The 12,039-nt window shown below is 72.2% G+C and carries 9 protein-coding genes; 5 read left to right on the plus strand and 4 right to left on the minus strand.

The annotated features are described in order from the left end of the window. Nucleotides 1-113: 113 nt before the first annotated feature. Together bla and D0T12_RS13940 are read right to left on the minus strand one after the other, a co-directional pair. Nucleotides 114-1,094: a class A beta-lactamase gene (bla, locus tag D0T12_RS13935; RefSeq protein WP_117399986.1), complete on the minus strand. Its 981-nt coding sequence runs from the start codon at nucleotides 1,092-1,094 to the stop codon at nucleotides 114-116. Then, nucleotides 1,091-2,167, minus strand: a complete 1,077-nt coding sequence (locus tag D0T12_RS13940) for a LacI family DNA-binding transcriptional regulator (RefSeq protein WP_199487450.1) — start codon at nucleotides 2,165-2,167, stop codon at nucleotides 1,091-1,093. The genes bla and D0T12_RS13940 overlap by 4 nt, the downstream gene beginning before the upstream one ends. A gap of 138 nt (nucleotides 2,168-2,305) precedes the next feature. Between D0T12_RS13940 and D0T12_RS13945 the strand changes: the two genes are divergently transcribed. Then, a complete protein-coding gene (locus tag D0T12_RS13945; RefSeq protein ID WP_117399988.1) occupies nucleotides 2,306-3,532 on the plus strand; it encodes an MFS transporter in 1,227 nt (408 codons plus the stop codon). A gap of 31 nt (nucleotides 3,533-3,563) precedes the next feature. Here the strand turns inward: D0T12_RS13945 and D0T12_RS13950 are convergent, their stop codons facing one another. Further along, a complete protein-coding gene (locus tag D0T12_RS13950; RefSeq protein ID WP_117399989.1) occupies nucleotides 3,564-5,273 on the minus strand; it encodes a dolichyl-phosphate-mannose--protein mannosyltransferase in 1,710 nt (569 codons plus the stop codon). 55 nt (nucleotides 5,274-5,328) lie between these two features. Here D0T12_RS13950 and rsmI point away from each other — a divergent pair, with 55 nt between their 5' ends. Both rsmI and D0T12_RS13960 read left to right on the plus strand, forming a co-directional pair. Next, complete coding sequence (gene rsmI / locus D0T12_RS13955; protein ID WP_233526044.1) at nucleotides 5,329-6,165, plus strand: 16S rRNA (cytidine(1402)-2'-O)-methyltransferase; 837 nt, start codon at nucleotides 5,329-5,331, stop codon at nucleotides 6,163-6,165. 34 nt (nucleotides 6,166-6,199) lie between these two features. Beyond that, nucleotides 6,200-6,502: a hypothetical protein gene (locus D0T12_RS13960; protein WP_117399991.1), complete on the plus strand. Its 303-nt coding sequence runs from the start codon at nucleotides 6,200-6,202 to the stop codon at nucleotides 6,500-6,502. A 25-nt stretch (nucleotides 6,503-6,527) separates the two neighbouring features. Here the strand turns inward: D0T12_RS13960 and D0T12_RS13965 are convergent, their stop codons facing one another. Then, on the minus strand, nucleotides 6,528-8,336 hold the full coding sequence (locus D0T12_RS13965; RefSeq protein ID WP_199487451.1) for a phospholipid carrier-dependent glycosyltransferase: 1,809 nt from the start codon (nucleotides 8,334-8,336) through the stop codon (nucleotides 6,528-6,530). Between the two features lie 354 nt (nucleotides 8,337-8,690). Here D0T12_RS13965 and D0T12_RS13970 point away from each other — a divergent pair, with 354 nt between their 5' ends. Then, on the plus strand, nucleotides 8,691-10,001 hold the full coding sequence (locus D0T12_RS13970) for a glycosyltransferase family 2 protein (RefSeq protein ID WP_233526045.1): 1,311 nt from the start codon (nucleotides 8,691-8,693) through the stop codon (nucleotides 9,999-10,001). 192 nt (nucleotides 10,002-10,193) lie between these two features. Continuing rightward, complete coding sequence (locus D0T12_RS13975) at nucleotides 10,194-12,014, plus strand: hypothetical protein (protein ID WP_117399993.1); 1,821 nt, start codon at nucleotides 10,194-10,196, stop codon at nucleotides 12,012-12,014. The last annotated feature ends 25 nt before the right edge of the window (nucleotides 12,015-12,039 follow it).

Consider the following 12,039-nt stretch of genomic DNA (forward strand, 5'->3'; position numbering starts at 1 on the left):
GAGGTACAGCCTACGTTTCCCAAGACGCTGCCGGGTTAGCGGTCACCCCAATGGCTGATATCGGGCATGTCATCTTGGAATCGGCCCGGCCGCGGCCGGTGACGCGGCAGGTGTCAGGACGGGCGGAGGCCGCGGGCGAGGATGCGCGCGGCGGCGGCCACGGTCTCGTCGTCGGGTTCGGCGTCCGCGTCCGGTCGGGTGACCAGGATCGCGAAGATCAGCGGGGCGCCGGACGGCGGCCAGACGACGGCGATGTCGTTCGCGTTGCCGTGCACGCCCGCGGTGCCGGTCTTGTCGCCGACCGTCCAGCCGCCGGGCAGGCCCGCGCGGATCCGTTCGCCCCCGGTCACCGAGGCCTTCAACCAGGCGACGAGCCGTTCACGGTCGGCGGGCACGAGCGCGTCGCCCACGGTGAGCGCCCGCAGATCGCGGGCCCACGGGCCCGGCGCGGTCGTGTCGCGGAGTTCGCCGGGCCGCCACCTGTTGAGCCCGGGTTCGACGCGGTCGCTCCGGCTGACCGTGTCGCCGAGCGAACGGAAGAAGGCGGTCAGGCCCCGCGGCCCGCCGATCTCCTTCAGGAGCAGGTTCCCGGCCGTGTTGTCGCTCTTGGTGATCGTGGCCCCGCACAGTTCGGCGACGGTCATCCCGGTGCCCACGTGCTTCTCGGTTTCGGGGGAGAACGCGGCCAGGTCGCGCCGGTCGTAGCGGATGACGCGGTCCATGAGACCCGGGTCGGTGCGGCGCGCCTTCTGAAGGACGGCGGCGCACGCCATCACTTTGAACGAGGACGCGAACGGGAAACGCTCGTCCGCCCGGTGGGCCAGGACCTGGCCCGTTCCCGTGTCGATCGCGTACGCGCCGACGCGTGCGTCCCGGGCCTTCTCCAACCGGAGAAGTCGCCGCGTGACATCGGCCTGGGACGGGTGCGCCCGCGGCGCGGAGGTCTTCGGGACGGTCGGCTTCGACGCGGTGTTCTCCGTGGTCTTCGCGGACGGGTTCGCGTCGGAGTCGCAGCCCGCGAGCCCGCCGAGGACGCAGAGGACGAGGAGCGCGGCGCCGAGCGATGTCCGGAACCGGGGGGTGGGGGTCGTCATGGGGTGCGCGGGTCCTTGTCGCCGGGGGCGGGGGGTGCGGTGGAACCTCGGACGATCAGTTCGCCGGGCAGCGTCCGGGGCGGGGGTCGGCGGCCCGCGAGCAGGTCCAGCAGCGCCGTCATGCCCTGGGTGCCCAGTTCCTCGGCGGGCAGCCGGACGGTCGTCAGTTCGGGCTCCAGCGCGGTGGCGAGAAGCACGTCGTCGAACCCGGTGACCGACAGGTCGGCCGGGACGTCCAGGCCACGGGCCCGCGCCGCCTTGTAGGCGCCCGCCGCGATCAGATCGTCGTCGCAGACCAGCGCGGTCGGACGATCGGACCGGTCCAGAAGCCGTCCGGCGGCGTCCTTGGCGGACGTCACGTCGATCATGCAGGAGGCGCGGGTGACGGTCCCGCCGGGCAGGGCCGTGACGGCGGCGGTGAGGGCGTCGGCGCGGGTACGGAACGTCCACTGGTCCACGGCCGCGGCGACGTGGCCGATGCGGCGGTGGCCGAGCGCGGCGAGGTGTTCGACGATCGCCCGCATCCCGTCGGCGACACCGAAGTCGACCGTGGGGACGCGGTCACCGGCCGGGCCGCTGTCCAGCATCACCGCCGGTGTCAGGCGGTACTCGCGGAGCGCGCCGCCGACCGTCGTCGCCGTCGTCGACGCCGCCATCGAGGACGCGAGGATCCCGTCGATCGCCTCGTGCGGCGAAGCCCAGGGACCGTTCCGGGGGGTGCGGTCGACCGTCTCGCCGGTGCCGGCCGGGTCGTCCTCCGGCCAGGTGGAGACGACGACGCCGAAGCCGTGCCGGGCCGCGACCCGTGCCGCGCCCGTGTACACCGGGCCGAAGAAGGGCGCGGTGAGCGTCGGGACCATCAGCAGGACGGTCCGGGTGGTGCCGAGCCGCAGGTTCCGCGCCGCCTTGTTGGGGCGGTAGCCGAGGCGTTCGGCCGCGATCCGCACGCTCCGCGCGGTGGCGGGGGAGACCCGCCCCGTCCACTTGCCGCCCAGCACGAGCGAGACCGTGGACTGCGAGACTCCCGCCTCCTGAGCCACGTCCTTGCTGGTGGGGCGGCTGATTGCCGGCACCTTGCGCCTCCCTGGAGGGATCATGGGACGAACTCAGACTAGCGCCGCGCCCCCGCGGAGTGGTACGTATGACCCACGGCGAGTAATACGTATGACCAGCCCGGTGACGGGCACGTACGACTGCTTCGGGGGCCGAGCATGCGCGGGTTTGTGCGGGGAGTCGTACGGGGATACGTCGCCTTCCTGAAAAGGCCGTACGCGGGGCGGCTGCTCGGCGCCACCCTCCTCGGCCGGCTCCCGAACGGCATGGGGATGCTCGCCGTCGTCCTGCACATCCGGGAGGACGACGGCGGCTACCCGCTCGCCGGGACGCTCGCCGCGATCCTCGGGCTGGCCACCGCCGCGGGACAGCCCGTCCTCGGTCGCGCCATGGACCGGTTCGGGCAGCCGCGCGTCCTGCTCCCGGCCGCGTCGGCGTCCGCGGCGGGCTTCGCGCTGCTCGCCGCCGTCGGCGCCGGGCCCCTGCCGGTCGCCATCGCCGCGGTGATCGTCGCGGGGTTCGCGACACCGCCGCTGGAGGCGGGGCTGCGCGCCCTGTGGCCGGACGTCCTCGACGGCCCCGAGCAGGTCGACGCCGCGTACGCGCTGGACGCCGCCGCCCAGGAACTGCTCTTCACCCTCGGCCCGCTGCTCGTCGTCGCCGCGGCCGTGGTGAACACCGAGACCGCGCTGCTGCTGACCGGCGCGCTCGGCGTCGCCGGGACGTTGATCGTCGCGCTGTCCGGGCCGTCCCGCCGCTGGCGGGGCGAGCCGCGCGCCTCCGACTGGGCGGGCCCGTTGCGGTCCCCGGGCCTGCGGGTCCTGCTGCTGTCGCTGGCCTGCGCCGGGATCGCGCTCGGCGTGTACGCGGTCGCCGTCGTCGCCTACGCCGAACGGGAGGGCACGGACGCGGCGTCCGGGCTGCTGCTGGCGTGCATGGCGGGCGGCGCGCTCACCGGCGGCATCGTCTACGGCGCCCGGAGGTGGGCGAGCGCGCCGCACCGGAGGCTGCCGTGGCTGCTGGCCGCGCTCGCCGCCGGGTACGTCCCGCTCGTCCTCGCGCCCGGCCTGGCGGGCATGTCGGTGCTCGCGTTCCTGTCCGGGGTGTTCCTCGCGCCCGTGCTGGCGTGCAGCTTCACCCTCGTCGACCGGCTCGCGCCGAGCGGGACCGTCACCGAGGCGTTCGCGTGGGTCGTCGCGGCGGTCGGCGCGGGCACCTCCCTCGGCTCGCTCGCCGCCGGGGTCGCGCAGGACCTCGCGGGCGTCCACGGCGCGTTCGCCGGGGCCGGGGCAGGGGGCGTCCTCGCCCTGGTCCTGTGCCTGCTCGGCGCCAGGACACTGCGCCCGCGCACCGCACCGGCACGCGCCGCCGAAGCCCCCGCGTGAGGACGCCGCCCGCCCGCGTGGTTCGCGCGGGTCAGACCCAGGAGCCGAACCAGATCCGGTCGTGCCATTCGTCGTACGGGATGGTCTCGGCCGACAGGATGGGGTGGAAGTACGCGAAGTTCACCAGGACCACCAGCAGGTACGCGCCCGCGGCGACGGCGCCGACCCACCGCCTCGTCCCCGCCCCGGGCGGTGGCGAAGTCGGACGGACCGGACGCGTCGCACCAAAGCCGTCGAGACCTTTGACGTCCTCCCCGTCGCGACCGTCACCGCCGAAGCCGCGGTCACCGGGGCGTGCGACGTGCGCGCCCCCGTACCAGGACGGCGCGGGCCCCATCACGTACCCGAGGACCAGGACGATCGCCAGCACCATGAACGGAATCAGCGGCGTCGCGTAGAACAGGAACATCGTCCGCTCGGAGAACGCCGGCACGAACCAGGGGATCCAGCCGACGACGAAGGCCCACACGATCGCCCCGGCCCGCCAGTCCCGCAGCATCAGCCAGATGAACGCGACCGCGATCAACGCGAACAGCGCGCCCCACCACAGCGCGGGCGTCCCGATGCCGAGGATCTCGCGGGAGCAGCGCGTCGCGCCGTCGCAGGCGTTCTTCGGCTCGGTGTAGAAGAACGCGACCGGCCGTTTCAGGATCGGCCAGTCCCAGGGCCACGACTGGTACGGATGCTTGTCGTCCAGCCCGGAATGGAAGTTGAAGATCTGCCTGTGATAGCTCCACAGGCTGGGCAGGGCCTCGAACGGCCGCAACAGCAGATGATCGGACACGTCGCCGCGTCCCCACCCGCCCGGCTTGAAGATCCAGCCCCACCATGTCGCCAGGTACGCCAGCAGCCCCACCACGACGAGCTGGACGAACGCCGGGACGGCCTCCAGCAGCAGCATCCCGGTGACCGGTGAGCGGACCCCGGCCGCGCGGCGGGCGCCGTAGTCCCACAGCACGACCATGATCCCGAACGCGGCGACGTAGAAGACACCCGTCCATTTCGTGGCGCAGGCCAACCCGAGGCAGACGCCCGCGCCCCACCTCCAACCGTGCGCGAGGAAAGGCCCGTAGAGAGAGCCCTCCGCACCGGCCGGGGAGCGTTCGAGCCTTTCGGCGAGGACGCGGCGCGAGCGGTCCCTGTCGTTGACCAGGCACGCGAACCCGGCGAGGACCCAGAACATCACGAAGACGTCCAGCAGCGCGGCCCGGCTCGTCACGAACGCCAGACCGTCCACGGCCAGCAGCAGTCCCGCGGCGCAGCCGAGCAGCGTCGAGCCGGTCATCCGCCGCGCGACCCGGCACAGGATCAGCACCGACAGCGTCCCGGCGAGCGCGGGCATGAACCGCCAGCCGAACGGCGTCGCGCCGAACATCCACTCGCCGAGCGCGATCATCCATTTGCCGCCGGGCGGGTGGGCGATGAACGACGGTCCGTTGCCCCAGATGTCCGCGTTCTTGTCGGCGATGAGCATCTTGTCGGCGTTCTCGACGGTGTTGTGCTCCCACCCGAATTTCAGCAGGGACAACGCGTCCTTGGCGTAGTAGGTCTCGTCGAAGACCACCGCCTTCGGCGACCCGAGCCGGTCGAACCGCAGGTAGCCCGCGAGCAACGTGACCAGGAGCGGCCCCAGCCAGGACAGCGCCGCGCTGCCCGGGATCGCGGGGGCGAGCCACTCCCTCAGCGGAGGCCTGCGCCGGGATCCGTGGGCTTGCGCGGGAGCCAGATCCGTCGTCGCCATCCTGTCATCGTACGGGTGTACGGAAGGCGGCGGTTTCGGGTGGAAGAATGGCCATGTGAAAGGGACATTGGTGCTCGCGGCGGCCCCGATCGGACGGCCGGAGGACGCCTCCGTCCGGCTTCGGGAGGCGCTCGCCGGAACGCCGGTGATCGCGGCCGAGGACACCCGGCGGTTGCGTCGGCTGGCGGGTGATCTCGGTGTGACGCTCGGCGGGCGCGTCGTGTCCTTCTACGACCAGAACGAGAAGGCGCGGGCGGCGGAGCTGCTGGAGGACCTGCTGGCCGGACGGGACGTCCTCGTCATCACCGACGCGGGCATGCCCGGTGTGTCCGACCCCGGGTACCGGATCGTCCGCGCCGCCGTCGCCGCGGAGGTGCCCGTCTCGGCGCTGCCCGGACCGTCCGCCGTGACGACGGCGCTGGTGGTGTCGGGGCTGCCCACCGACCGGTTCTGCTTCGAGGGGTTCCCGCCGCGCAAACCGGGGGAGCGGGCCCGGTGGCTGGCGGCGCTGGCGGACGAGCGCCGCACCCTCGTGTTCTTCGAGTCGCCGCGCAGGCTGCCCGCCACGCTCACCGCCATGGCGGACGCGTTCGGCGCGGACCGTCCCGCCGCCGTCTGCCGGGAGCTGACCAAGACCTACGAGGAGATCCGCCGGGGGACGCTCGGCGAGCTGGCCGCGTGGACGGACGGCGGCGTGCTCGGCGAGATCACGCTCGTGGTCGGCGGCGCCCCCGAACCCGAGGGCCTGACGGACCCGGCGGACCTGGCCGCCGCCGTCGCCGCGCGGGAGGACGCGGGGACGCCCCGCAAGCAGGCGATCGCGGAGGTCGCCAAGGAGAACGGTGCCCCGAAACGCACCGTTTACGACGCCGTCGTCCGGGCCAGGAACTAAGTGGTGGCGTCACCACGAAGCGGAGGTGAGAGCCATGCGGGACGCGTGGTCGAGCCACGAGGCCTGGGTGTTCGAGTGCCTGAACTGCTCCGCGACCTGGGACGAGGACCTGGAGGCCCGCCACTACGGCGACGGGCACGGCAACCAGGCCGTCGTGTACACGCGCGGAGGCCTACCCTGCACGACGCCGTGGGTGGACCGGTTCTGCCCGAAATGCCAGAGCCAGAACGTCAAGGCCCTGTCCGCGGTGCGGGCCGGGCACGCAGAGGTGGTGAAGGCGCGCGGCGGCGCGGATGTGGCGATGGTGTACCACCTCCGCCGCATGCACGCCTGGTGACACGACTTGGTGAACCGGGTGAGGGTCAGGTCACCGGGACGTTCTCCGGCGCCGCCTTCGCCGAGCCGTGCCGCTGGAGGCGCCGGTGGACGGCCCGTGTCCAGCCCGCCACCGTCGCGCGGGACTCCGGCCTGAACGCCATCCCGGCGGCGAGCGCCGCGAGCGGGACGGCGGGCAGCACGTACCGGTAGTCGAACTCGGCGGTCGCGGCGGGCGCCAGCAGCAGCCCGGTCGCGAGCGTCCACGGCAGCAGCGCCTCACCGCCGAACCGGCGCCACAGCGGCACGAGGCCCGCCAGCCCGACGAGCAGGATCACACCGACCATCGTCCCGCGCAGGTAGAAGACGTCCTGGTAGCCGCGGGCGACCCCGGCGAACGGCTCCACGACCCGGGGTTGGGCGTTGCCGCGCTCGTAGGCGCGGGCCTCGGCCGCCGCGATCGAGTTGGGGTCCATGTGCCACTTCGGCAGCGGCTTGCTCGTCCGGCGGAACTCGTACTGGGAGTAGGTGTCCTTGTCGGGGAACACCGTCCGTTCCCAGCGGAAGACCCGGAAGAAGTCGTGCGCGACGACCTTCATGTAGTCGAGGGGCTGCGCGAGGATCGCGCGCTTGGCGAAATCGTTGCTGAGCGCGTTGTTGTCCGGGCTGAACCGGGCGCCGGGGTAGCGGTTGAGCGGGGACCCCGGGTTCCAGATGCCGTCCTGGGAGTTCGGCAGCCGGTTCGCGGACTCGACGCACAGCGGGTACTCGCTGACCGGCAGGTTCTTCATCTGGTGGCAGTCGGCGAACTTGTAGACCCGCGCGTACAGGAAGATCCCGTTGCTCTCGGTGATCGCGAACTTGTCGCTGTCGGCCTTGTACCAGCCCATGTAGGCCAGCACCGGCAGCATGCACGCCGCGAGCGTGGCCGCCATGACCTTCCAGCCGGTGCGCCGGATGAACATGTACACCAGCACGCCGAGCAGCACCGGCATCCCGACCGAGCGGGTCAGCCACGCCATCCCGATGATCAGGCCCACCGCCACGGCGATCCGCCAGGACGGACGGTCGTGCCACAGCAGCAGCGTGACCGCGCTCATCACCAGGAACGTGAACATCGTGTCCGACAGGACGAGGTGTTCGAGCTGGAGCTGGTAGGCGTCCAGCAGCACGGGCGCGGCGGCGAGCGCGGCGCCCCAGCCGGGCAGCCGGAACTTGCGCCGCAGCAGCGCGTAGATCATGACGCCCATGGCGAGGCCCATGAGGTGCTGGAGGGCGGCGACGAGCGCGAAGCTGTGGAACGGCTTGAGGATCCACAGGAGGAAGGCGTAGCCGTCGGGCCGCAGCGGATGCGGATACGGCTCCATGGCGACGTGCAGATAGTCGAAGCTGTCGTTGAAGAACATCACCGGCTGGTAGCCGAGCATCGCGAGCACCCGGATCAGCGCCGCTGTGGCGATGATCACACTGAAGGCGGGGTGGCGGCGGACCAGTTCCCACGGTCCGCGGCGGCGCCCCCTGCGCCGCGAGTCCGCGGACTCGGATTCGGACTCGGGCGACTCCGGCTCCCCCAGGCCGTCCGGCGAGCCGTCCGACTCCGGACGTTCCCGCAGGGCCTCGTCGGGATCGGGGGCTGTCGTCGTTCCAGCCGACGTCTTCCCTCCGGGCGCCGTCCCCCCGGACGCCTTCTCGCCGGGCGGCGTTTCGTCGAGCATCGATTTCTTGAGCGCTGCTTTGCCGAGCGCTGCCTCGGTCGGTGCCGTCTCGTCCAGCACGGCCTCCTTCGGCGTGGCGTCGTCCAGTGCGGTGCCGAGCCCCGTGTCGACCGCGGTACTCAGCGGCGATTCCCCCGCCACTGCCGCACCTCCCCTTCGGTGTCGGGCCCCCTGTCCGGCGGCACTGGGTTGTTCACCGGTGCGCGTCACAGCCGACCCACCCCTTCCGGGCCGGTGTGCCCGTATGCTTGACGTCCTAGCCTGCCGCCCGAGACCGTGGCGGTGTCTGTTTTTTGGGTTGCAAGTGGGCAACACGATACGGGTGCTCTTGACCGGAGCGGCCATCAATACCCGTCCTCGGCAGGCATCATGAACGACGAGCATGTGAACGACCAGCTCGGGAACACGAGCATGAAGCGACGGGCCGCCTCGCGGAACAACTGAGATTAGTGGATCACATCGCGAACGGTCACCAGGGGTAATGAAGGAGATCGCGTGGAACTCTCCGTAGTGATGCCTTGCCTGAACGAGGCCGAGACGGTCGAGACCTGTGTCCGCAAGACGATCGGCTTCTTCGAGGAGAAGGGCATCGACGGCGAGGTCGTCATCGCCGACAACGGCAGCACGGACGGCAGCCAGCAGCTCGCCCGGGACGCGGGCGCCCGTGTCGTGCCGGTCATCGACAAGGGGTACGGCAACGCCCTGATGGGCGGGATCAGCGCCGCTCGCGGCCGGTACGTCGCGATGGGCGACGCCGACGACTCCTACGACTTCACGACGCTCGGCCCGTTCCTGGACGAGTTGCGTGACGGCGCCGACCTCGTCATGGGCAACCGGTTCAAGGGCGGCATCGCCGACGGCGCCATGCCGCCGCTGCACCGCTACCTCGGCAACCCGGTGCTCAGCTTCGTCGGACGGCTGTTCTTCCGCAGCAAGATCGGCGACTTCCACTGCGGGCTGCGGGCCTTCGACAAGGAGGCCATCATGCGGCTCGGCCTCCAGACCGGCGGCATGGAGTTCGCCAGCGAGATGGTCGTCAAGGCGACCCTCCAGGGGTACGACATCCGGGAGGTCCCGACGACGCTGTCGCCGGACGGCCGCAGCCGCGCCCCGCACCTGAACACCTGGCGCGACGGGTGGCGGCACCTCCGCTTCCTCATGCTCTACAGCCCCCGCTGGCTGTTCCTCATCCCCGGCCTGGTCTTCATGACGGTCGGGCTGCTCGCCGGGATCGCGCTGTCCACCGGCCCGGTCACGGTCGGGGAGATCGCGTTCGACGTCGACACGCTCGTCGGCGCGGGCGCCGCGCTGGTCATCGGCTTCCAGGCGGTCCTGTTCGCGCTGCTCACCAAGGTGTACGCGATGCAGGAGGGATTCCTGCCGCACGACCGCAGGGTCCAGAAGATCATCGACTGGTGGAGTCTGGAGCGCGGTCTGCTGCTCGGCGGGGTGCTCGCCGTCGCCGGTCTCGCCGGTCTCGTCGCGTCGCTGCTGCACTGGCGGGTCAACAGCTTCGGTGAGCTGGACCCGCGCGAGTCGCTGCGCATCGTCGTACCCGCCGCGACCGCGCTGGTGATGAGCCTCCAGGCGGTCTTCGCCTCGCTGTTCGTCAGCATCCTCGGCATCCGCCGCCGCCAGCACCCGCCCGTCATCGACCCCGCCGAGGAGGCCGCGGGCGTGGTGGACGCCGCCGCCCGGCGGGTCGCCCGGGCCGAGGCCGACGAGAAGGCGGAGCAGGCGGGCAAGGCGGAGAAGGCGGAGAAGGTGGAGGCCCGCGAGAACGCGGCCCGGCACAAGGACGGGTAGGGACGCGACTCCCGGACGTTGATTTATCATCATGTGAAGCCACCCGAAGAACCAAGCGGACAGATCACAGCGAACTGCCGAGAACCTGCTGAGTGTTCTCGGCGTCGCGCCGGAGCCGCGGTCGTGCTGTGCCAGGCTTGACCGGCGATGGACCACCGATCTGATCGCCCGGCATCGGGGGGCAGTACGTCGATGAGCACGCGAACTCCGGCCGTCGCACGGCCGCCGGTCGCGCCACCGGACCGACGCGACGTCCCGACCGGATTGAGCCGCCGCCGTTGGGCGTGGCTGTTCGCGGTCGGCTGGCTCGCGCAGGTCGGCGTCCGGTTGTGGCTCGGCTCCGGGCAGACGGTGCCGGTCGCGACACCGGACGAGTCCGGGTACCTGTTCGCCGCCCGAGTCCTCACGGGCGGGCCCGACGCCGACATGTCGTCCGGGACGGTGTACCGCGGCGGATATCCGCTGCTGCTGACGCCCGCGTTCTGGTTCGGGGACGACCCGGTGACCGTGTACCGGGGTGCTCTGGTCATCAACGCGCTGGTCAGCGCCGCCATGCTGCCGCTGGCGTTCCTGCTGCTGCGCCGCCTCGGGGTGCGCGGGCCGTGGGCGTACGTCTTCGCGCACGTGACGACGGCGCTGCCGTGCGTCGTGTTCTACTCCGAGTTCGTGCTGACCGACGCGGTCCTGCCGGTGATCGTGATGGGCTGGCTGTTGCTCGTCCATACCTGGTTGAACGGCCCGCCGCCGTCCGGGTCCGGCTCCTCCGGGGGCTCACCGCGCGGCTCGTCCGTGCGGGCGGCGCTCGCCGGGGCGGGTGCGTCCGCGCTGGTCGCGTACACCTACGCCAGCCATTCGCGCGGCGCGATCCTGCTGGCCGTGCACGGGGCGCTGCTCGCGACCGCCGTGGTGTGCCGGTGGCGGTCCTGGCGCGCCACGTTCCTCGTCGGGGCCGTCGCCGCCGCCGGGACGGCCACCGGGACGCTGCTGAACCGGTCGCTGCTGCCGCACATGTACCCGCACGGCGACAACGACCTGGGCGACAACGTGGTCCGGCGGCTCACCACCGGCGACGGGTGGGGCTGGATGCTGTCGATCGGCACCGGCCAGGTCTGGTACCAGGCGGTCGCGACCGGCGGTGTCGCGGCGATCGGGCTCGTCGCCGTCGCGTTCGCCGCCGTCCGTCCCGCCGGGGCGCTCGCGGGCGCGGCGGGGCGGACGCGGGCGCTGGCCCTCGGCCTCCTCGCCGTCGTCGGGGGCATCGCGTTCGCGACCTCGGCGGCGCTGCCCGTCGAGTACCGCATCGGCAACTACGCGTACGGCCGTTACCTCGCCACCGTCACGCCGGTGCTGTTCGCCGTCGGTGTCGCGGTCGTGCTCCGCGCGTCGCACCGGGCGCTGTTGTGGGCGGTGGCCTCGGCGGCGGCGATGACGGTCGTCGCCGCGTCCGTCGTCCAGTGGTACGCGGGCGACCTGCTCACCCAGTACACCTACACGGTCTTCGACTTCCCCGAGACGTCTTTCCTGACGTGGGACTGGGCGTCGTTCCGGCTGTGGGACGCCACGATCACCGCGCTCGCGCTGCTCGGCGCGTCCGTGGCCGTCGCTCGGCTGCGACGTGGTGGTCTCGCGTTGTTCGCGGGCGTGTCGGCCGTCGTCGCGGTCGCCATGTGCGTCACCGCCACCGACCGCATCGCCCGGCCGCTGGTACGGGACGAGCTCGCGCACACCGATCTCCGGGGGAGCGTCGACCTGCGGGCGCGGCGGACCATCGCGGTGGACTGGAACGTACCGTGGACGATCCGGCTGTCGCACTACTACTGGGCGTGGTGGGGCGAGGGCACCGTCTTCGACGCCCGGTGGGTTCCGCCGCCACGGGACGCGGACATGGTCGTCCTGGCGTGGCCGAAGAACGTGCCCGCGGCGGCGTCCTGGCCGCGGGGCGCGCCGCCCGGCTGGCGGGTCGTCGACAGCCGCCGCACCGTCGACGGCGACTGGGTCGCCTGGGCCCGCTGATCGACCGGGCGCGTCGACGCCCGAT

Origin of the sequence: Actinomadura spongiicola (assembly GCF_003432485.1) — a bacterium.
Lineage (GTDB): Bacteria > Actinomycetota > Actinomycetes > Streptosporangiales > Streptosporangiaceae > Spirillospora > Spirillospora spongiicola.